This window comes from Phyllobacterium myrsinacearum (assembly GCF_014138285.1).
In the GTDB taxonomy this organism is placed as follows: Bacteria; Pseudomonadota; Alphaproteobacteria; order Rhizobiales; family Rhizobiaceae; genus Phyllobacterium; species Phyllobacterium myrsinacearum_A.
On record NZ_JACGXN010000001.1, the window covers coordinates 1,116,174 to 1,136,081 of the forward strand.

Genomic DNA, 19,908 nt, shown 5'->3' on the forward strand with positions numbered 1-19,908 from the left:
TGGCTAAATTAGTGGACATCGGGAATTATTATCCCCACATCGTGGCTCTGGAGGCTGCCAAATGGACACTGTCAGAACCGCATTCACTCCCCCTGCACCCGTACCACGTACGGGTCCGGTCGGCACGATCGAGCTGATACGCACCATTTACCGCAATCCGCTCGAATTGTGGGGCGAGCCGTCCTACAACGATCCATGGGTTTCGATCGACTGGGCCTTCCAGCATACGATCATCGCCAATGATCCCGGCCTGATCCGCCACATCCTCGTCGACAATGCCAAGAACTACAAGATGGCGGCGGTACGCCAGCGCATCCTGCGGCCAATTCTGCGCGACGGATTGCTGACGGCTGAGGGCGACACATGGAAACGCTCGCGCAAGGCCATGGCACCGGTCTTTACCCCGCGCCACATCAATGGCTTTGCCGAAGCCATGAAGCGAACGACGGAAGCCTTTGCCGAGCGTTATGAAAGCATTACCGGAACCGTCGATGTTTCCCGCGACATGACCATGCTGACCTATGATATTCTGGCGGAAACATTGTTCTCAGGCGAGATTGCTGGCGAACCGGACCAGTTCGCCCGTGAGGTTGACCGCTTGTTCGAGACGATGGGGCGCGTCGATCCGCTGGACCTGCTCGGCGCGCCGAGCTGGCTGCCGCGCTTCACACAGATCCGCGGCCGGAGGGCGCTTGCCTTCTTCCGCAAGATCGTTGCGGAAACGATCATCCTGCGCAAGGCGCGCATGGACCGGGATGGCGACACGGTTCCAAACGATTTCCTGACTCTGCTGCTGCGCGCGGAAGGGCCCGACGGCCTGTCACGCGCCGAGATCGAAGACAATATCATTACTTTTATCGGCGCCGGCCATGAGACCACAGCACGCGCCTTGGGTTGGACGCTCTACCTGCTGGCACAGGCGCCGTGGGAGCGCGATCTGATCGAACAGGAAATCGATGCCTTCATGCAGCAGGACCCGCTACCAGCCCCGCACGAATGGCTGAATGCACTGCCGTTTACGCGCGCCGCCTTTGAGGAAGCCATGCGGCTCTATCCACCAGCACCCTCGATCAATCGAGAACCCGTGGAAGACGACCGGTACAAGGACCTGCATATTCCCAAAGGTTCTGCCATTCTGGTCATGCCATGGACGATACACCGCCATCGCCTTTACTGGGACAATCCAGAGGCATTCGTGCCGTCGCGCTTCCACCCCGAGAACCGCGACAAGATCGACCGCTTCCAATATCTGCCATTCGGAGCCGGACCGCGTGTTTGTATCGGTGCCAGTTTTGCCCTGCAGGAAGCCATTATCGCGCTGGCAACACTGCTCCACAGGTATCGTTTCGATACCGCGGGTACAGCAAAGCCTTGGCCGGTCCAAAAGCTGACGACACAACCTGATGGCGGCCTGCCCATGACGGTTTTAGCGCGACAGTAACGATCGAGCAATTTGCGGGATCATGCAATCCAGATAAACTATAAGTCTGGCAATTGATTTCATATGAAATTAACGTTATATTCCTTTCAGATGAAAGGTAGAATCATGTCGGCACTCACCCAACGCACACCGGAACGTTCCAGCAAGACTGCGGTTGTCTCCAAGGCCTTGCTGCGATCAGCCGAATTGCTCGGGCTGACCGCCAAGGAACTGTCGACCGTGGTTGGATTGTCGGAGCCCAGTATATCCCGGCTGAAGCGTAGCGAGGATGGCACCCCGCTCGCCGGCAAGAGTTACGAACTGGCGCTCCTTTTCATCCGGCTCTACCGCTCGCTGGACGCCATTGTCGGCGGTGACGATAGCGTCGCCCGGCAGTGGATCCGCACTGACAACAGCATGCTGGGCGGCAAGCCACTCAACCGCATCAAAACCATTGACGGTCTCGCCCATGTCCTCGCCTATCTGGACGCCCGACGCGCTCCGATCTGAAGCGCGTGACAGACACGGCGCCTGCTGGCGTCTCGTCGAGGCGCAACACCGCGTTTCCACCATGAAACTTGTCGACACGCTTGACGAGCAGGCTTTGCTTGAAGACGAGATCGAGGCCACCAAGCCGCCTTTGCCGCCGGAATGTGCCCACCTCGATTATCTCCTGGCAACGCCGTTCCGTTACGGCCGCTATCCCGGCAATTCGCGTTTCCGGCGCGAAGGCTATTCTCCCGGCGTGTTCTATGCCAGCGAAGTGGTTGAAACTGCCGTGGCCGAGACAGCATTCTACCGGCTCCTGTTCTTCAGTGAGAGCCCCGGTACGCCATGGCCGCGCAACGCTTTGGAATTCACCGCATTTGAGGCCCGCTACGCCAGCAAGCATGGTATAGATCTGACCGCAGCGCCCTTTGTCCAACATGCGGAGCATTGGACGCATCTGAGCGACTATACGGCCTGTCTTGCGCTTGCCGACGCCGCGCATCAGGCGGGCATTGAAATCATCCGTTACCAATCGGTGCGTGATCCCGCGGGGGGCGCCAATCTTGCGCTCCTCTCGTGCGGCGCGTTCGCCATGCCTCGTCCGACGCATACGACCACCTGGCGGCTGGTCTTTTCCGATTATGGCGTCAAAGCCATCTGCGACCAGCCGAATATCCGGCTGGGTTTCAGCCGCGCCATCTTTGCCAACGACCCACGCATGGCAAGGACACTTCGCCTATGAGGAAGCGGCCGAACCAAGCCGGGCAGCATGCCAGGCGATGTGGTCGGCCATGAAGGTGGAAATGAAGAAATAGGAATGGTCGTAGCCATCGCGCATGTTGAGCGTCAGCGGGATACGTGCCCGCCTGCAGGCGTCTTCCAGCAGCCAGGGCCGCAGGCCATCATCGAGAAAACCGTCAGCCTTGCCCTGATCGACCAGCAGTTCAGGGAGACGGTAGCCATCCTCCATCAACAGCACACTGTCATAGGCGCGCCAGGCAGCATGATCAGGACCAAGATACTTTTCAAACGCCGGACGTGACCAGCCTGCAACGCCCGGCCGGGTGATCGGCGCAAAGGCCGAGACAGAGCGGAAATGACCCGGATTCTTCAGCGCCAGCGTAATGGCGCCGTGACCACCCATGGAGTGGCCGGTTATGCTCTGCCGCTGCATATCAACGGGGAAATTGGCCGCAACCAGCGCCGGCAACTCATCCATAATGTAACTCGCCATGCGGTAGTTGGCGGCGTAGGGCTCCTGCGTCGCATCAAGATAAAAACCTGCGCCATGGCCAAACTGCCAGTTGTCGCGCTCATTGGGTACGTGCTGGCCGCGCGGGCTGGTATCCGGGCAGATAATGGCAATGCCGTGCTCGACGGCAGCACGGCGGTATTCGCCCTTGTCCATGACATTCTGATGGGTGCAGGTGAGACCCGAGAGATACCACAGCACGGGCACCGCACCGTCCTTTGCCTGCGGCGGCAGAAATACCGCGAAGGTCATATCGCATTGGCAAGCATCGCTGCGATGGCGATAGACCCCTTGCGTACCGTCGAAACTTTTGGCGATCGATAGCGTTTCCATGACAATTCCCGTGGTTTTTATGAGCTGATTATTGGCCGAGCGAGACGGCAACGTTCACCGCTGCCGCGACGAGGACAGTGTTGAAGAAGAACGAAACAATGGCGTGCAGCAGATTGACCTTGCGCATTTCCGTGCTGGTCACGGCGGTATCCGAGGTTTGGGCCGTCATGCCGATGACAAAAGAGAAATAGAGGAACTCGATACCTCCCGGTTCCTTCCCCCCCGGAAAATCCAGGCCGCCGACGTGCTTGCGCGGCTTGTCCTTCGTGCCTTCAGCCGTTTCGTCCGGTTGCCAGTAGAGATGCGCATAGTGAATGGTGGTCATGGCATGAATGGTCGCCCAGCCAAGCGGCACGGCCGCGAGCGCAAGGGAAAGATCAAGAATGTGCGGATTCTTTTCGCTGTTGATGAGCACGAAAAGCGAGCCGACCGCGACGATGACGGCGCCAAATGTCACCGCGAAAATGATCCAGACGGGCTCGTCCGAGCGCGCCGCGTTCTGCCTGAGAAAACTGGCGGTGAGCCGATGGATCTTGAATGCCGTCAGGATGAGATAGACCACAAAAAACACATTGGCGGCAATGACATAGGCAAGGCCCGGGTAAACCAGAAGGGCGAGCGCCAGAGCTGCGAGGCCGACAACCGCCGCGGCGTAGAACGGATTGTGCCGGCGCAATATCATCATTTATCGTGCTCCGGCGGCTACCGGCCGCTGCATGTCGACATGAGGAATATCATCCTCGAGATATTCCCCCGAAACCGGCAGAAAGCCAAAGGATTCGTAGAATCGCTGCAAATGGCTTTGCGCCGACAGAGCAATAGGGCGATCCGGAAAGCGCCGCTCACACTCGGCAATGGCCTCTGCCATCAGTTTCTCGCCGAGCCGCTTGCCGCGATGCGCAGGCGAGACGACAACCCTGCCGATACGCGCAGCTGTATCAGCAGCGCCGTGCGGCTGGCGCAGGCGCGCACTCGCAATCAGTTCCTCGCCGATCAGCAGCCGAAGATGCAACGCGTCAATGTCTTTGCCATCCAGTTCCGGATAGGGACATTTCTGTTCGACGACGAACACATCGACCCGCATACGCAGCATGGCGTAGAGATCGCGCGGGCTGAACTCATCCATCCCGCGCACATCCACCGTGTAGTGGCTGACGTCCATCAGAAGACCACAACCGAGCGGATCGATTTGCCCTCATGCATCAGATCGAAAGCAGTGTTGATCTCGTCAAGCGGCATGGTGTGGGTGATGAGCGAGTCGATCTCGATCTTGCCTTCCATGTACCAGTCAACGATTTTCGGCACATCCGTACGCCCGCGCGCGCCGCCAAAGGCCGTACCGCGCCAGTTGCGACCGGTGACGAGCTGGAACGGTCGGGTCGAAATCTCTTTGCCGGCTTCCGCAACACCGATGACGATGCTGGTGCCCCAGCCGCGATGGCAGCATTCCAGCGCCTGCCGCATCACATTCGTATTACCCGTCGCATCGAAGGAGAAATCCGCGCCGCCATCGGTCAGGTCCTGAATGGCCTGTACAACCTTGTCATTACCGACTTCATTGGGGTTTACGAAATGGGTCATGCCGAATTTCTTCGCCATCTCGACCTTGGCCGGATTGAGATCGACGCCGATGATCTTGTCGGCGCCGACCATGCGGGCGCCCTGGATGACATTGAGGCCGATGCCGCCGAGACCGAAGACCACCACATTGGCGCCGGGCCAGACCTTGCCCGTATAGATCACAGCGCCGATGCCCGTCGTTACGCCGCAGCCGATGTAGCAAATCTTGTCGAAGGGCGCGTCTTCACGCACCTTGGCGAGGGCAATCTCAGGCAGAATGGTGAAATTGGAGAAGGTCGAGCAGCCCATGTAATGAAACACCTCTCCGCCATCGCAGGAGAAGCGGCTGGTGCCGTCGGGCATGACGCCCTGCCCTTGGGTTGAGCGGATCGAGGTGCACAGGTTCGAGCGCTGCGACAGGCAGGTTTTGCACTGGCGGCATTCCGGCGTGTAGAGCGGAATGACATGATCACCAACCCGCAGCGAGGTCACACCAGCGCCGATTTCGCGCACGATCCCTGCACCCTCATGGCCGAGAATGGCCGGAAATTTGCCCTCGGAATCCAGTCCGGAGAGCGTGTAAGCATCCGTATGGCACACGCCGGTGGCCATGACTTCCACCAGAACCTCGCCCGGCTTCGGTCCACCGATCTCGATGGTTTCGATGGTCAGTGGCTTCTTGGCTTCCCAGGCAACGGCGGCGCGCGATTTCATTCAAACTCTCCCTGATGCGTCTTTCAACATGCGATCTACTGATTTGCAGTTGTGCACTATCAGGATCACACCGGGGATCGTCAATCAAATCGGCGACATTTCGCGTCGCCGATCAGAGTTGTTGTGGGGGCCGCTTTCAGGCGAGCAGTCTCATTCGATGATCTGGACCGCCTTGTCGCCAGGCTTCGCCATTGATGCAGGGACTTTCAGGGGCGAGCGCGCTTTCATAAAGGCTGAGACATCGGCATAGCTGACATAGCCCTTGTTGTCTCTGTCGATCTCCTGAAAATGATCTGATATGAAACCCCAACCCGCAGCCTTGGCTGCATTGGCGGTCAGTTGGCCGGATGGGCTGGCCGCCCGGTCAAAATGGTTTTTCAGCTGTTGATTGACCGCATCCTGCACGATTTTGGCATCGAGCTTTAGGGGCGCACCTGCCGCTGGAGAACCCGGCTTGTCGTCGACTTTCAGGATCATTTGCTTGGCCGGTGCGTCAACGGGAACAGAAAGTCTATAGCTACCAGCCTGCGCTGGCGCAGCCCCGGTCAGGCCGATAGCAATCAAGCCGAAAATAAATAAATAATTGTTTTTCATTGGTTTTCTCAATCGGCAAACTAATGGTTAATACAAAACATGGCTTACTGCAGGGACAGAACCGACGGCGTTCCGTAGAACTTGTCGAGTTCCTGCTTCAACGGGACACGCGCCTCTTCCGATTCATAAGTCATGTGACCACCTTCGAAGGACTTGACCAATATGCGATCCGCAAGTCCGACGTTGAAGAGGTCGATTTCCGACTGGTGAAATGGCGTTATGCGATCGTAATAACCATGCAGAACAAGCATTTTAATGGACGGATCGTAGTTCAGTATTTCCGCCAGATCGGGAAGACTGCTTCTGGAATACGGCTTGGCGGCGTCGCGCTGGAAATTCCATTTGTCGGGTATCAAATCCATATTGCTGACCTTGTAATCCGACTTGCTGTGATAGTCGAATGTAGCCCGCAGGATCATTTCGATTCCCACTTTGAAGGCATCGTCTTCGTAAAAAGTCAGGTCATAGACGTCTTTGCCGTCCTTTTTGGGTATGTTGATGCGCGCGTCGTAAGAATTGAGGGTGGAATCCGGCATGATAAGCTTCTCGAAATTCCATGCAGTAAGCTCAAATTCCTGAAACCAATCTATGGCGAGCCCCGTTATAGCGGTCATGTCTGAAAAGAACGCAGCGGTGTCTGATAAGATGGTAGCGCCAAAGCGTTTTCCGAAAGATGCCGTTGCTGTTTTATTGAAATAATCTTGAATCTTGCCCACGTCAGCAGTAACAGGGTCTTTATTAAATTTTGATTGAAAAGACCCATAATCCTCTGGTCTTCCCAATCTCCATTCATTGAGTTTTTTCTCTAGATCTCCAGCAAGTTTCTTACCGAATGCCGCTTTAGCTTGAATAGATTTATCCTTGCTCGTCCGATTCCAGTTTGAGATCTCAGTTTTCAAATTCGAAAAGTATTGTTCAATAATAAAGGGGAAATTCTTTGCGGCTAGAAATTCGGGCGAATGCCATACGGCCGAATTTTCCCGAGCCGGATTGTATTTGTCCTTAATGAACTTTCGCAGAATATCCAGATACTCAGGCACGGTGGCCTTTCCCCGCATCGTGCCCTTTTTGTAATAATCGGCTATCATGGCAAGGGTTGGGAGAAATCCCGCCCATGATGCCGTTTTGTTCCCAGACTGCACAGTCCCATTGGTCTCGTAGTCGAGGATGGGGGAGTTCAAAATAACGCCTGACAAAACCACCGGTTTCTTTCCCGAAGGATCGGGCTGGTAATTGGCAGTTCCCGCTTGCACCAGCAGGTTCGCCACGATGGGTGTGCGAATGCCACCATAGGATTCGCCATAGAGATATTTCGGCGAATTCTGGCGGTTGTTTTTGTTGATGTACCGCGTGATGAAGTCGCGCAGGACTTGCCCGTCGGCATCCATGCCCCAGAACTCTATATTCTTATGGGGTTCGATGGCCTCTGAAAATCCGGTTCCAACGGGATCGACAAAAACGAGATCCGATTGGTCGAGCAGGGTTTCCGCATCGTCGACCAACGGGAAGGTTTTGGGTTTTTCTTTTTTTGCTTCTTCGGAAATGACGGGCAGCCCCACTTTCAGACGCTGCGGTGCCCAGGAACCCATGTGCAGGAAGAACGAGGACGAACCCGGACCACCATTCCAGAAGAAGGTCACAGGGCGGTTTTCATGCGGCAGGTCATCGCGCGTGTAGGCCATGTAGAAAATCGCCGCCTGATCCGGATCATGTCTTCCCGTCGGCGCTTTGGCAATGAGATGGCCAGCACTGGCGGTGAAATTGACCGTCTGGCCATTGATTACCATCTGATGCAGTCTAACGGACGGTGTCTCATCCACTTTGGCAAGCTCAAGCGCGCCATTGCCAGTGAAATCATAGACGATCTTGTCCTCGACCGGATGTTTCCCCGGCGCGATATCACCATAGGAAACAACTGGCGGTACAGGATTGGATTCGGGCTCAACTATTGCAGCCGCCGCCGCTTGACGCAGCCTGATAGATGGCATCTCATCCACTTTAGCAGGCTCAAGCGCGTCCTCGACAGAGAAATCATAGGCAATTTTATTCTCTGCCAAATTTTTCTCAGGTGTCATATCGGCATGGGATGTAACTTGGTGGGATGTGGGCTCAACGGTAGTCGACGGATCGCGAGCAAAGGTGCTGTCGGAGACAGGACTTTCAGACTTGTCATTGCAGGCAGCCAGAAAGGCTAGGAGTGACAGGGAGAGAATTCGTAATTTCATTTCATAAAATTCCCCATAAAAATTCTTGCGTAAAAAATTGATTTGAAAAAATCGAGCCACGGATGACTAAAATGGCACCCATTGAATGCTGCCCCTCTTCAAGGAGCGAACCCTATGGCCAGCTTTACTCTATGATCTCAACACCGCTTTTTTGACTTTGCCGCTGTTGCGCCGCTTTCATCAGGTTTTGCGGCGTGCGGGCCGCGAGGAACCGCACGATGTCGGATAGAGAGACGTAGCCGTCCCGGTCCCGGTCTATCTCGGGGAAGTGATCGGCGATAACACCCCAGCCAGCTGTTTTTGCCTGTTCGGCAGACAGTACATAAGCGGAGGGCCCGGCAGCCTGTTCGAATTGCGCCCGTATCTGCTCGTCGACCTTCTGCTGCACGAATTCCGGCGTCATTTCAGGGTATACCGTGCCAGCGGGATCTGGCGGCGGATGTCCGATATCGTCATTGGCCATGGCGCGGACAATACCGGTGAAAATGCTGACAGAAGCAAGAATAGCAATCCGCAATGGACGAGAGTGTTTCATATGCTGTGCTCCTAATTTGCGGCGGCGGCTGACATGAGTTGTGATGCCGATATGGTTTTCGATTGTTGCGCTGCTTGTGCAACCAAGGCGGCTTGCTGATCGTAGGGTGCGCCCAGATAATACTGATCCAGTGTCTTTTTCAGCAATGGGCGCGACACTTCGGTGTTGTAGATCATGTGTCCGCCCTCGAACCATTTGACCGGGATGCGCTCGCTGAGGCCAGCTCCGGCCAAATCCAGTTCGGTCTGATGGCCCGGGGTGGCAATATCCTCGTAACCATGCAGGATGAGCAGTTTCAACGCAGGATCATAGATCAGAGCGCTCTGGATATCGGGTATGCTGACCGGATTATTTGAGTTCTGGCCGGCGCGCTTCCAGACCCAATTCTTGTTCGCCTGATCACCCGACAGCTCGTAATCGGAAGCGGCGTGATAATTGACGAAATCCGGCAGATAGGTTTTGAATTGATTAAGGAATGCCACTTCGATATAGTCGTCAGCTTCGTAGTATTGCACCCCATCCCAATAAAATTTTTGAGCGCGCTTAAATTCGACGCTCTCAGATCCATATTTGTCTCGAGAGTCCTCCCACTGTTTATCGGCCAATTCTAATTCTTCCTCGCTAAGACCCGGCACCTTCATACGCGCGTCAAAGCGGCCAAGATTAAATCCCGGAATCAAGTTTTTCCTGAAAACGGAAGGCTCGACATTCAGGTTGTTGGACGCCCATGTCTTAGAATCCAAGCCAGTTTTTTCAGCCAGACTTGCAAGGAAATCGATCCCCTCTTTTGTTTCAACAAATTTTTCCCCGTTGGACGTCAGCTTTGAATTTATGACGTACTTGTTGTAAATCGGGGTATAAACGTCCTTCGTATATTGCTTCATGGCCTGAAGGAAATCCGCCTGCGATTCCTTTGTTCGCGTGGACTTCTTGAAGTAATCCGCTGCCATGACATAGGACGGGACAAAGCCCGCGCAGGATACCATTGAGTCATGCTGATCACACGCCGAGGTGTAATCCACGAGCGGTGAATTGAGGATGTAACCTGACAGGACGACCGGCGGCTTACCCGAGGGGTCCGCGTCAAACCGGCTGGTGCCGGCGGCTTCGAGCAAATTGGCAACAATCGGTGTACGAATGCCACCATAGGATTCGCCATAGAGATATTTGGGTGAGCTCTGTCGGTTGTTCATATTGTTGTAGCGGGTGATAAAATCCGCCACCACTTTTGCATCGATGTCGGTGCCCCAGAAATCCCGGTTGGTATGCGGAAATACGGCTGTGGAATGGCCAGTGCCGGGCGGGTCGACAAAAACCAGATCGGACTGTTCCAGCAGGGTGATTTCATTGTCGATGAATGGAAAGCTCTCAGGCTGCTTTGTATAAGCACTTGCCGGAATATTTGGCGCATCCGATTTCAGACGCTTGGGACCCCAGGAGCCCATATGCAGCCAGATCGACGCCGAACCCGGGCCCCCATTCCAGAAGAAGGTCACCGGCCGCTTCTCCCGGGGCAGGTCATCGCGCGTATAGGCGGTGTAGAATATCGCCGCCTCGGGCGATTTTCCAGCGGGGTCTTGTCCCGCTGCAGACCCGTAGGCCACGAGGTGTCCGGCACGGGCGGTGAAACGCGTGGGCTTGCCGTTGATCGTCATGATGTGGCGCATGGCGGACGCCGTCTCGTTGACATCCGCCAAGGTGACGCTGCCATTGATCGTCGTGTCATAATAGGTGGTTTCCTTGACCACCGTGTCCTGCGGTGCGACGGCGGCGTAGGCGGCAGCTTCCACTTCATCCGGAGTAAGCGGCGGTTTCGTTGGCTCTGCTATAGTGGGCTTGTCGTTGATCGCCATGGTATGGTGCATGGCTGATGCAGTGTCGTTGACGACCTTCTCCCGAGGTGCGGCGGCAACGGCTTCGGCTTCATCCGAAGTGATCGACGGTTTTATCGGCTCTGCTACAACAGCAACGGGCGCCGCTTCAGGCACAAACGTGCTTTCGGAGACGGGGTTTTCCGCGTTGTTGTTACAGGCGGCCAAAAAGGCCAGAATCGATAGAAGGAGAATTCGTAATTTCATTTGGTAAAATTCCCGAGTTTTGAAATTTCTTATTTAAAAAGCCAACGTCTCAAATTGGGTGAGCATGCGTCAATTAAGCCAAAGTCTAAACAACTGGAAAATCAGTGCTGATATGTACGGGCATGAGAATTACTGGCGCAATATCATGAGGTTAAACTTCGAATAGAGTTCCACCCTTCCTCATATCGCCGGTCCAAAACCGGACATATCGCGCGTGGATTGTAACAAGCTGCATCCATATCCTCGCTGACAGAAAGTTATGGACTTCCCGCGGCAAACCTTGTCAAAACGGTCGAAGATTTTACCGCTGGATTTTGCCTGTGACTGACTTGCCTATCCTGCCCGTGACCGAGATTTTTCCCGCGCTGGATGAAGCGCTGGCGGGCGGCATTGCGGCGGTTGTCGTTGCGCCGCCCGGTGCAGGCAAGACGACGCTCATTCCGCTGCATCTGCTCAATGCGCCATGGCGGGAGGACAGAACCATCGTCCTTCTGGAACCGCGCCGCCTCGCCGCGCGCGCCGCGGCAAGCCGCATGGCCAGCCTGCTGGGCGAAGAGGTGGGCGCCTCCGTCGGCTATCGCATGCGGCTGGAAAACAAGGTTTCGGCCAGAACGCGCATTCTCGTTGTGACCGAAGGCGTGTTTGCCCGTATGATCCTCGACGATCCCGATCTCAAGGACATTGCGGCCGTGCTGTTCGACGAATTCCACGAGCGCAGTCTGGATGCGGATTTCGGTCTGGCACTGGCACTGGATGTACAGGCGGCGCTGCGGCCGGACCTGAAACTCCTCGTGATGTCGGCGACGCTTGATGGCGCCCGCGTTGCAAACCTTCTCGGTGACGCGCCGGTGCTGGAAAGCAAGGGCCGATCCTTTTCCATCGAGACACGGTATCGCGAGCGAAAAACGGAGGAGAGGATCGAGGATGCCATGGCGCGGGCAATCCGCGACACGCTGGCAACCGAGACGGGCAGCATTCTGGCGTTCCTTCCCGGGCAACGCGAAATCGAGCGCACCGCCGCATCGCTCGAAGGACGTTTGAGCGCCGATACGATGATCGTGCCGCTATACGGTGCGCTGGAGGACCGCGATCAGGATGCCGCGATCAAGCCAGCGCCGCAGGGCAAGCGCAAGGTGGTGCTGGCAACATCCATCGCCGAGACGTCCATCACCATCGATGGCGTGCGCGTTGTCATTGATAGCGGTCTGGCACGACTGCCGAAATTCGAACCGGCAACAGGCCTGACCCGGCTGGAGACCGTGCGGGCGGCACGGGCGGCGGTGGATCAGCGCGCGGGCCGTGCCGGACGCACGGAGCCCGGCATTGCCTTGCGCCTGTGGCGCGCGGAACAGACGGCCGCGCTGGAAGCTTTTGCCCCGCCGGAAATTCTCGAAGCTGATTTGACCGGACTTGTGCTGGATTGTGCCGCGTGGGGCGTTGCCGATCCGCGCAGTCTGGCGTTTCTCGATGCCCCGCCCGCCCCGGCCATCAAGGAAGCCAAAGCCTTGCTGGAAAACCTCGGCGCACTGGACGGCGATCGCATCACTGCGATGGGCCATGCCATGCGCGCCCTCGCCCTGCCGGCGCGGCTTGCACATATGGTGTTGACCGCGCGTGAACGCGGTCAGGCACAGCGCGCAGCGGAACTCGCCGTGCTCCTGACCGAGCGCGGGTTGGGCGGCAATGATATTGACCTTGACGTGCGGCTTAGCCGTTTTCAGCGTGAACGCGGCGATCGCGCAGCGCGGGCGCGCGGGCTGGCGAAGCGACTGGCCGGACGTGATGTCATGCAAGGTACAGAACCGGGCAGCGTCGGCCGTTTGCTGATCGATGCCTATCCTGATCGGATCGCCAAAGCGCGCGGCAATGGTCAGTTCACGCTGGCCAACGGCCGAGGCGGCGAGGTCGATGCGGCCACATCGCTGGCACGCGCGCAATGGCTGGTCGTTGCAGATCTGGCAGGCCGTGCCGGCAAAGCTCGGATACTGGCGGCTGCGGAACTCTCCGAGGCCGATATCCGCGAAGCGCTGAGTGATCGTATCATCAGCGGCCGGCAGGTCACCTACGACCCGAACCGCAATGCCCTGCAGGCGCGTGATGCCACCCGGATCGGGGCCATCGCCCTGTCGGAAAAAACCCTGCCAGCCCCGAGCGGCGAACAGGCCAATCAGGGTGTTGTCGACGCTGTGCGCAGCCATGGTCTTGATATCCTGCCATGGTCGAAGGAAGCGACAATCCTGCGCCGCCGTCTCGCATGGCTGCACAAGGGCCTTGGCGCTCCATGGCCATCCATGGCTGATGCGGACCTGATTGCCACGCTGGATGACTGGCTGCTGCCGTTCCTGCCCGGCACGGCCAATCTCAACCAGATTCCGGCACATGTGCTGAGCGAGGGGCTGCGCTCACTGGTGCCTTATGACCTGCAACGCAAGGTCGATGCACTTGCGCCGACGCATTTCGAAGTGCCGACGGGCTCGAACATTCCCATCCGCTACGATGCCGAAGATCCGGTTCTCGCGGTCCGTGTACAGGAACTGTTCGGGCTTGGGGTTCATCCAGCCATTGCTGACGGTACAATTCCGCTGCTGCTGGAACTTCTCTCCCCGGCGCACCGGCCGATCCAGATCACCCGCGACCTCCCCGGTTTTTGGAAGGGCTCATGGGCTGACGTGCGCAGCGACATGCGCGGGCGCTATCCCAGACATGTCTGGCCGGAAGACCCCGCAACGGCACTACCCACCAGCAGGGCCAAGCCACGCGGCACGTGAGAGACTTGTTTGGACTACATGCGCATGGTGCGTGGTTCGCCCTTCGATCAATAGTGCACAGCCGCTTAACTATCAAAGAACCTGAGTATCACTCTCAGCAAATGGAGAATTCCCTTTGCATCGGGTTTGTTCTAAAGCTCGCCCATGGTTCAAGAATTCGGCATACGCTCCTCATACCTGTCGCGGCGATTGCGGCTGACAACGCTGATCCGCCTGCGCTGGCTGGCCGTCGCGGGTCAGAGCATCGCCGTCCTTTTCGTCGCGCTCTACCTGAAATTTCCCTTTCCAGTCAGCATCTGCTTTGCGCTGATCGCCTGCTCGGCCTGGCTGAACCTGCTTCTGTCGTTCCGCTATCCAATCAATCATCGCCTCGAACCGCGGGCGGCCATCACCGTTCTTGCCTTCGATATCCTGCAGGTGGCAGGCCTGCTCTATATGACCGGCGGCTTGCAGAATCCCTTTGCCGTGCTGATGATCGTCCCGGTCATCATCTCTGCAACGTCGCTGCCCGCCTCCTCAACCGTGACGCTCGGTGTTCTCGTGACGGTCTGCGCGACGGCGCTTGCCTATTTCCATCTGCCCCTGCCCTGGTACCCGGACCAGACATTGCAATTGCCATTTGTGCTGGTTGCAGGCGTGTGGTGTTCCGTTGTCTCGGCGCTGGTCTTCACCGCGGTCTATGCCTACCGTGTTGCCGAAGAGGCCCGGCTCCTGGCCGACGCACTCACGGCAACGGAGCTGATCCTGCAGCGGGAACAGCACCTTTCGGCCCTTGACGGCCTTGCCGCTGCAGCTGCGCACGAACTCGGCACGCCGCTTGCTACCATTGCGCTCGTTGCCAAGGAAATGCAGCGGGCATTGGCACAGGACGACCGCTTTGCTGAGGATGTTGAACTCCTGCGCTCACAAACTGATCGCTGCCGGGAAATCCTCAAGCGGTTGACCAGCCTTTCCTCGGAGAGCGAAGAGCATATGTCCCGGCTGAAGATTTCCTCGCTGATCGAGGAAGTTATCGAGCCCAACCGTAACTTCGGCATCGGTATCGAGGTAACGAAACTGCGCGGTGAAGGCAATGAGCCAGTCATCCGCCGCAATCCGGGAATCATCTATGGCCTCGGCAATCTGGTCGAGAACGCGGTGGATTTTGCCCGCGAGACCATTCAGGTCAGCTGGGGCTGGACTGACAAGACGGTACAGATCGTTGTCGCCGATGACGGAAAAGGTTTCCCGGCTGATATCCTGGACCGAATCGGGGAGCCCTACACCACCGGTCGTGATCGCGAGATCAACGAGCATGGGGGCGGCCTAGGTCTCGGTCTCTTCATTGCCAAGACATTACTGGAACGCTCCGGCGCAGCCATTACCTTCCGCAATCGCAATGATCCGGGGCAAGGGGCAGAAGTTGTCGTGACGTGGCCGCGCAATCAACTTGATGAACAAAACGGATAACCTTTGACTTTTTGTTCATTGCGAACCATTAACGGAGTATATTTGTAGGAAATGAGCAGGAAACCCTGATGGAACACACGGATCAGGACGATATTGCGGCCATAGGCGGCGATCGGACACTGTTGCTGGTCGACGACGACAAGCCCTTTTTGCAGCGCCTGGCGCGCGCCATGGAATCCCGTGGCTTTACGGTAGCGATCGCAGAATCGGTCGAGGCAGGACTTGCAAGCGTCAAAACCCACGCACCAGCCTATGCGGTTGTCGATATGCGCCTCGCTGATGGCAACGGCCTTGATATCATCGAAGCGATCCGCGCTCGCCGTGAAGATACCCGTGCTATCGTTCTGACCGGCTACGGCAATATTGCAACCGCAGTCAACGCCGTGAAACTGGGTGCCATCGACTACCTGTCAAAGCCCGCTGATGCCGATGAGGTATTCGCGGCGCTCACCCGCCGGTCTGGCGCGAAGGTTGCACCACCCGAAAACCCCATGTCTGCGGATCGCGTTCGCTGGGAACATATCCAGCGTGTCTATGAAATGTGTGACCGCAATGTTTCCGAAACAGCCCGCCGCCTCAACATGCACCGGCGTACCCTGCAACGCATTCTTGCCAAGCGCGCCCCACGCTGAATTATTCAATATCCGTTTCGGGCAAATGGATTCCGGAAAGCTCCGCAAGCGTCATGCGGGCCGCACTTGTTCTGGCGAAACGCAGGGTCATCGCCTTGCGGGTCGCACCGGATAGCCGGTGTTCGGGTGCATCCCGCAGGATCTCGGCACCATAACCATCCGACAGGATGAAGCCGCAATCCAGCGGGAAAATGTCTGCCGGAACGCTCGGATGGGTGGCAAAGAACAGCCGGTCGCAATGGGCCCGGTACTCCGGCCATTTCTTGTCCACCTTCCAGTCCTCAATCGACGATTTGATCTCGACAATCCAGATTTCCCCGGTGCGCGACAGAGCCACAAGATCGGCCCGCCGGCCGGAAGCCAAGGGCAATTCCGGCACCACGGCCAAACCAAGCTCCAGAAACAGCCGTTGCACGCCGCGGCGGACAAGCATGGCATTTTCCGACTGGCGTCCGTCGACAAGCGGACTGGTCTGACCGGGAATCACAAGGGGCATGGCGCAAGTATCATTCAAATCTCTGCAACCGCATACGGCAAAAATGCACCAGTTGGTTGAAGAAAACGTGGTTAACGGAAAACTACGCTTTACGGTTAATCAAGCATTAACAATAATGGCGATAATGAGGGAAGACAACTGAATCGCCTTAGATTCGGCCAATACTTGATGGGGTGACTATGCAACTCAAGACTATCGTCCTTGCAGTTGGACTGATGGGTGCAACTGCTCTGACCGGCTGTTCCACGATCGGCTTCAACTATTCCACTGCCTCCTATTCTTCCGTAACTGACGCCGGTTATGTGCTTCCAGCCATTCCGCGCGCCAAAATTCCTCCGCAGTTCCTGCGTCAGGAAGTGCGCTATGATGGCGGTGAAGCACCGGGGACGATTGTCGTCGATACGGGTGCAAAATTCCTTTATCTCGTCCTGGGTGACGGTCGCGCCATGCGCTACGGCATCGGCGTCGGCAAGCAGGGTTTTGAATGGTCAGGCTCGGCACGCATTGCCCTGAAGCGCGAATGGCCAACCTGGACACCACCGAAGGAAATGATCAAGCGCAAGCCGGAATTGGCTGAATTCCGCGACGGCATGGATCCGGGCCTGCAAAACCCCCTTGGTGCACGTGCGCTTTATCTTTTCAACAAGGGCGGCGATACGGGCTACCGCCTGCATGGCACCCCAGAATGGTGGTCCATCGGCAAAGCCATGTCTTCGGGCTGTATCCGCCTGATGAACCAGGATATCATCGACCTCTACAACCGTGCCGAAGTGGGTGCGAAAGTGGTCGTCCTGTAATTTGCTGACTTTTGAATTGGTTGAAAAGGCTGCCTCGGAGGCGGCCTTTTTACGTCATCCAGGGATTGACCACCCGAGCACCTGTCGATGCAAAATCCGCAATGTTTCGCGTCACCACAGTCATACCGTGGACCAGGGCCGTCGCAGCGATAAGCGCATCGCGCTCTGAATGAGGATCTGGAACATGCAGATGCGCGCAACGTTGCGCGACAGCCGTATCAATTGCCAGAACTCTCCCCTCAAATCGCGGCAAAATCCAATTGTCGCGCCAAAGACGCAGTACCGCAGCTTGTTGTGCATCCCTTCGCTCCACAAGCAGGAGACCCTGCTCAATTTCCAAGATCGTAATTGCGGAGATGAAAAAATGGGAGAACGGTATGGTTGATGCCCATGCCAATACTTTCGAGTCCGCTTTATCCGGTCGTCGCATTTCCGAAATGAAATTGGTATCGAGAACAAACATCAGGAAAGATCGCCAGGACGGAACCGGACATTCAAACGGGGTATTTTGAAATCAAAGTCGGATGATGGCTGCTGCGCCAGGACATCGGCCAGGCTCTCCTGCCCCCCTGTCAGTTTCAGGTACTCTTCGATGCTCAGCAAAACATGCGCGGGCCTGCCTCGGTCTGTGATAAACACAGGACCATTGTTCGCCGCTTTTTTAACGTCGCTGGCGTGCTGATTGAATTCTCTGCTCGAAACGGTTGTGATGCCCATGACATACCCTTTTAAATTGTAGTTATGTTACTACAAATGGAATATACAGGCAAACAACGGCTGGTTGCCTCGATCTGATTTATTTGCCGAACTGATTTTTGCCTTGTTGACCTGATCGACAAGGGGCTCATAGATTGCTGTCGACGCGCATAAACTGGAAGGTCCACATGTTCAAAACGATTGCCACCACGCCATTCGATGACCAGAAACCGGGCACCTCAGGGCTACGCAAGAAGGTCCCCGAATTCCAGCAGCCGAACTATGTCGAGAACTTCATTCAATCGGTGTTCGATTCACTCGACGGATACAAGGGCAAAACACTCGTGATCGGCGGCGATGGCCGCTACTACAATCGCGATGTTGTCCAGATTGCGATAAGAATGGCCGTTGCGAACGGATTTGGCCGTATCCTCGTCGGTCAGGGCGGCATCCTGTCGACACCTGCCGTTTCCAATGTCATCCGCAAATACAAGGCGTATGGCGGCTTCATCCTTTCCGCCAGCCACAATCCGGGTGGTCCAAAGGAAGATTTTGGCATCAAATACAACATCGGCAATGGCGGCCCTGCTCCGGAAAAAATCACCGAAGCTGTCTTCGCCCGCTCCAAGGTCATCGACCGCTATCTGATTGCGGATACTGCGGATATCGACATCGACACGGTTGGCAAACAGCAGCTCGCCGGTGTTGACGTGGAGATCATTGATTCCGTGTCCGACTATGCCGAACTGATGGAAACGCTGTTCGACTTTGATGCAATCCGCGCATTGATCAAGTCCGGCTTCACATTGCGGTTCGATTCCATGCATGCCGTAACCGGTCCCTATGGCAAGGAGATTCTCGAACACCGCCTCGGAGCGCCGGATGGAACTTGCGTGAATTTCGTACCGCTGGAGGATTTCGGCGGACATCACCCGGATCCCAATCTCGTCTATGCAAAGGATCTCTATGACCTGCTGATGTCACCGGATGGTCCGGATTTCGGCGCGGCGTCCGATGGCGATGGCGACCGTAACCTGATCATCGGCAAGGGCATGTACGTCACCCCGTCCGACTCGCTGGCGATGCTCGCTGCCAACGCGCATCTTGCACCGGGCTACAAGGCCGGCCTGAAGGGCATTGCCCGTTCCATGCCCACCAGCGGCGCCGCGGACCGCGTGGCCGAAAAGGCAAAAATTGGTATGTACGAGACGCCGACGGGCTGGAAGTTTTTCGGTAACCTGCTCGATGCCGATATGGCAACGATCTGCGGCGAGGAAAGCTCCGGCACGGGTTCCAACCATGTCCGCGAAAAGGATGGTCTCTGGGCCGTTCTGCTCTGGCTCAACATCCTCGCCGTTCGCAAGGAGAGCGTGCAGCAAATCTCGCGGGAACATTGGGCCACCTACGGGCGCAACTACTATACCCGTCATGATTACGAGGAAGTCGATTCAGCGGCAGCCAACGGCCTCGTTAACGATCTGCGCGCCAAACTGCCAACGCTTGCGGGCAAGACCGTGCAGGGCCTGACAATCACCAAGGCCGATGATTTTGCCTACCATGATCCCATCGACAAATCAGTGAGCGAGCATCAGGGCATCCGGATCCTGTTCGAGGGCGGATCGCGCATTGTCCTGCGCCTCTCCGGGACGGGCACGTCGGGCGCAACATTGCGGCTTTACATCGAACGCTATGAGGCCGATCCGAGGCGTCACAATCTTGAAACGCAAAGCGCGCTCGCCGATCTCATCCGCGCCGCCGACGACCTGACTGAAATCAAGACACGCACAGGCCGCGACAAACCAAGCGTGATTACATAAGAAGCGCTTTTCTTGAATCAGAAAGCCCGCCAGAAGGCGGGCTTTTTTGTTCC

Annotated in this window: 19 protein-coding genes; 8 read left to right on the top strand and 11 right to left on the bottom strand. The window is 56.7% G+C overall.

Annotated elements, in window-relative coordinates:
• Positions 1–61: 61 nt before the first annotated feature.
• The 3 genes from FHW16_RS05585 to FHW16_RS05595 all read left to right on the top strand — a co-directional run bounded on the left by FHW16_RS05585 (position 62) and on the right by FHW16_RS05595 (position 2,651).
• Complete coding sequence (locus FHW16_RS05585; protein ID WP_182548122.1) at positions 62–1,441, top strand: cytochrome P450; 1,380 nt, start codon at positions 62–64, stop codon at positions 1,439–1,441.
• 105 nt (positions 1,442–1,546) lie between these two features.
• Positions 1,547–1,930, top strand: a complete 384-nt coding sequence (locus tag FHW16_RS05590) for an MbcA/ParS/Xre antitoxin family protein (protein ID WP_182548123.1) — start codon at positions 1,547–1,549, stop codon at positions 1,928–1,930.
• Entirely contained in the window at positions 1,890–2,651 is a 762-nt protein-coding gene (locus tag FHW16_RS05595) for an RES family NAD+ phosphorylase (RefSeq protein ID WP_182548124.1), read from the top strand. Before FHW16_RS05590 ends, FHW16_RS05595 begins: the two co-directional genes overlap by 41 nt.
• On the opposite strand, the gene fghA is transcribed toward FHW16_RS05595, so the two are convergent.
• From fghA to FHW16_RS28730, 8 genes are all read right to left on the bottom strand, one after another.
• Entirely contained in the window at positions 2,646–3,494 is an 849-nt protein-coding gene (gene fghA / locus FHW16_RS05600; protein WP_182548125.1) for an S-formylglutathione hydrolase, read from the bottom strand. The genes FHW16_RS05595 and fghA overlap by 6 nt on opposite strands.
• Positions 3,495–3,522: 28 nt before the next feature.
• Positions 3,523–4,179, bottom strand: a complete 657-nt coding sequence (locus tag FHW16_RS05605; RefSeq protein ID WP_182548126.1) for a DUF1345 domain-containing protein — start codon at positions 4,177–4,179, stop codon at positions 3,523–3,525.
• Positions 4,180–4,656, bottom strand: coding sequence for a GNAT family N-acetyltransferase (locus FHW16_RS05610; protein ID WP_182548127.1), 477 nt, complete (start codon positions 4,654–4,656; stop codon positions 4,180–4,182).
• Entirely contained in the window at positions 4,656–5,768 is a 1,113-nt protein-coding gene (locus FHW16_RS05615; RefSeq protein WP_182548128.1) for an S-(hydroxymethyl)glutathione dehydrogenase/class III alcohol dehydrogenase, read from the bottom strand. The genes FHW16_RS05610 and FHW16_RS05615 overlap by 1 nt, the downstream gene beginning before the upstream one ends.
• A gap of 150 nt (positions 5,769–5,918) precedes the next feature.
• On the bottom strand, positions 5,919–6,362 hold the full coding sequence (locus FHW16_RS05620) for a hypothetical protein (protein ID WP_182548129.1): 444 nt from the start codon (positions 6,360–6,362) through the stop codon (positions 5,919–5,921).
• 44 nt (positions 6,363–6,406) lie between these two features.
• Entirely contained in the window at positions 6,407–8,587 is a 2,181-nt protein-coding gene (locus FHW16_RS05625; protein WP_182548130.1) for a S10 family serine carboxypeptidase-like protein, read from the bottom strand.
• Between the two features lie 124 nt (positions 8,588–8,711).
• Positions 8,712–9,122: a hypothetical protein gene (locus FHW16_RS05630; RefSeq protein ID WP_182548131.1), complete on the bottom strand. Its 411-nt coding sequence runs from the start codon at positions 9,120–9,122 to the stop codon at positions 8,712–8,714.
• Positions 9,123–9,133: 11 nt separating this feature from the next.
• Positions 9,134–11,200, bottom strand: a complete 2,067-nt coding sequence (locus FHW16_RS28730) for a S10 family serine carboxypeptidase-like protein (protein ID WP_210278018.1) — start codon at positions 11,198–11,200, stop codon at positions 9,134–9,136.
• A 320-nt stretch (positions 11,201–11,520) separates the two neighbouring features.
• On the opposite strand from FHW16_RS28730, the gene hrpB reads away from it, so the two are divergent.
• The 3 genes from hrpB to FHW16_RS05650 all read left to right on the top strand — a co-directional run bounded on the left by hrpB (position 11,521) and on the right by FHW16_RS05650 (position 16,049).
• Entirely contained in the window at positions 11,521–13,968 is a 2,448-nt protein-coding gene (gene hrpB / locus FHW16_RS05640; protein ID WP_182548132.1) for an ATP-dependent helicase HrpB, read from the top strand.
• 144 nt (positions 13,969–14,112) lie between these two features.
• Positions 14,113–15,417 (top strand): ActS/PrrB/RegB family redox-sensitive histidine kinase, encoded by a 1,305-nt coding sequence (locus tag FHW16_RS05645; protein ID WP_182548133.1) that lies wholly within the window; start codon positions 14,113–14,115, stop codon positions 15,415–15,417.
• Positions 15,418–15,485: 68 nt separating this feature from the next.
• Positions 15,486–16,049 carry an ActR/PrrA/RegA family redox response regulator transcription factor gene (locus FHW16_RS05650; protein ID WP_182548134.1) on the top strand — a complete coding sequence of 188 codons (564 nt, stop codon included), beginning with the start codon at positions 15,486–15,488 and terminating at the stop codon, positions 16,047–16,049.
• 1 nt (position 16,050) lies between these two features.
• Here FHW16_RS05650 and FHW16_RS05655 read toward each other — a convergent pair whose 3' ends face one another.
• On the bottom strand, positions 16,051–16,545 hold the full coding sequence (locus tag FHW16_RS05655; RefSeq protein WP_182548135.1) for an MmcB family DNA repair protein: 495 nt from the start codon (positions 16,543–16,545) through the stop codon (positions 16,051–16,053).
• Positions 16,546–16,724: 179 nt separating this feature from the next.
• On the opposite strand from FHW16_RS05655, the gene FHW16_RS05660 reads away from it, so the two are divergent.
• A complete protein-coding gene (locus tag FHW16_RS05660) occupies positions 16,725–17,342 on the top strand; it encodes a L,D-transpeptidase (protein WP_182548136.1) in 618 nt (205 codons plus the stop codon).
• Positions 17,343–17,391: 49 nt separating this feature from the next.
• Here FHW16_RS05660 and FHW16_RS05665 read toward each other — a convergent pair whose 3' ends face one another.
• On the bottom strand, positions 17,392–17,805 hold the full coding sequence (locus FHW16_RS05665; RefSeq protein WP_182548137.1) for a type II toxin-antitoxin system VapC family toxin: 414 nt from the start codon (positions 17,803–17,805) through the stop codon (positions 17,392–17,394).
• Positions 17,805–18,059: a type II toxin-antitoxin system Phd/YefM family antitoxin gene (locus tag FHW16_RS05670; protein ID WP_182548138.1), complete on the bottom strand. Its 255-nt coding sequence runs from the start codon at positions 18,057–18,059 to the stop codon at positions 17,805–17,807. The genes FHW16_RS05665 and FHW16_RS05670 overlap by 1 nt, the downstream gene beginning before the upstream one ends.
• 167 nt (positions 18,060–18,226) lie before the next feature.
• On the opposite strand from FHW16_RS05670, the gene FHW16_RS05675 reads away from it, so the two are divergent.
• Positions 18,227–19,855, top strand: a complete 1,629-nt coding sequence (locus FHW16_RS05675; RefSeq protein ID WP_182548139.1) for an alpha-D-glucose phosphate-specific phosphoglucomutase — start codon at positions 18,227–18,229, stop codon at positions 19,853–19,855.
• The last annotated feature ends 53 nt before the right edge of the window (positions 19,856–19,908 follow it).

Excerpts from the sequence above, each read along its gene's own strand:
- FHW16_RS05605 (WP_182548126.1), bottom strand. The coding sequence starts at position 4,179 with ATGATGATATTGCGCCGGCACAATCCGTTCTACGCCGCGGCGGTTGTC.
- FHW16_RS05630 (WP_182548131.1), bottom strand. The coding sequence starts at position 9,122 with ATGAAACACTCTCGTCCATTGCGGATTGCTATTCTTGCTTCTGTCAGC.
- FHW16_RS05660 (WP_182548136.1), top strand. The coding sequence starts at position 16,725 with ATGCAACTCAAGACTATCGTCCTTGCAGTTGGACTGATGGGTGCAACT.
- FHW16_RS05645 (WP_182548133.1), top strand. The coding sequence starts at position 14,113 with ATGGTTCAAGAATTCGGCATACGCTCCTCATACCTGTCGCGGCGATTG.
- FHW16_RS05675 (WP_182548139.1), top strand. The coding sequence starts at position 18,227 with ATGTTCAAAACGATTGCCACCACGCCATTCGATGACCAGAAACCGGGC.
- FHW16_RS05670 (WP_182548138.1), bottom strand. The coding sequence starts at position 18,059 with ATGGGCATCACAACCGTTTCGAGCAGAGAATTCAATCAGCACGCCAGC.
- FHW16_RS05620 (WP_182548129.1), bottom strand. The coding sequence starts at position 6,362 with ATGAAAAACAATTATTTATTTATTTTCGGCTTGATTGCTATCGGCCTG.
- FHW16_RS05595 (WP_182548124.1), top strand. The coding sequence starts at position 1,890 with ATGTCCTCGCCTATCTGGACGCCCGACGCGCTCCGATCTGAAGCGCGT.
- FHW16_RS05655 (WP_182548135.1), bottom strand. The coding sequence starts at position 16,545 with ATGCCCCTTGTGATTCCCGGTCAGACCAGTCCGCTTGTCGACGGACGC.
- FHW16_RS05625 (WP_182548130.1), bottom strand. The coding sequence starts at position 8,587 with ATGAAATTACGAATTCTCTCCCTGTCACTCCTAGCCTTTCTGGCTGCC.
- FHW16_RS05615 (WP_182548128.1), bottom strand. The coding sequence starts at position 5,768 with ATGAAATCGCGCGCCGCCGTTGCCTGGGAAGCCAAGAAGCCACTGACC.
- FHW16_RS05590 (WP_182548123.1), top strand. The coding sequence starts at position 1,547 with ATGTCGGCACTCACCCAACGCACACCGGAACGTTCCAGCAAGACTGCG.
- FHW16_RS05585 (WP_182548122.1), top strand. The coding sequence starts at position 62 with ATGGACACTGTCAGAACCGCATTCACTCCCCCTGCACCCGTACCACGT.
- FHW16_RS28730 (WP_210278018.1), bottom strand. The coding sequence starts at position 11,200 with ATGAAATTACGAATTCTCCTTCTATCGATTCTGGCCTTTTTGGCCGCC.
- FHW16_RS05650 (WP_182548134.1), top strand. The coding sequence starts at position 15,486 with ATGGAACACACGGATCAGGACGATATTGCGGCCATAGGCGGCGATCGG.
- fghA (WP_182548125.1), bottom strand. The coding sequence starts at position 3,494 with ATGGAAACGCTATCGATCGCCAAAAGTTTCGACGGTACGCAAGGGGTC.
- FHW16_RS05610 (WP_182548127.1), bottom strand. The coding sequence starts at position 4,656 with ATGGACGTCAGCCACTACACGGTGGATGTGCGCGGGATGGATGAGTTC.
- FHW16_RS05665 (WP_182548137.1), bottom strand. The coding sequence starts at position 17,805 with ATGTTTGTTCTCGATACCAATTTCATTTCGGAAATGCGACGACCGGAT.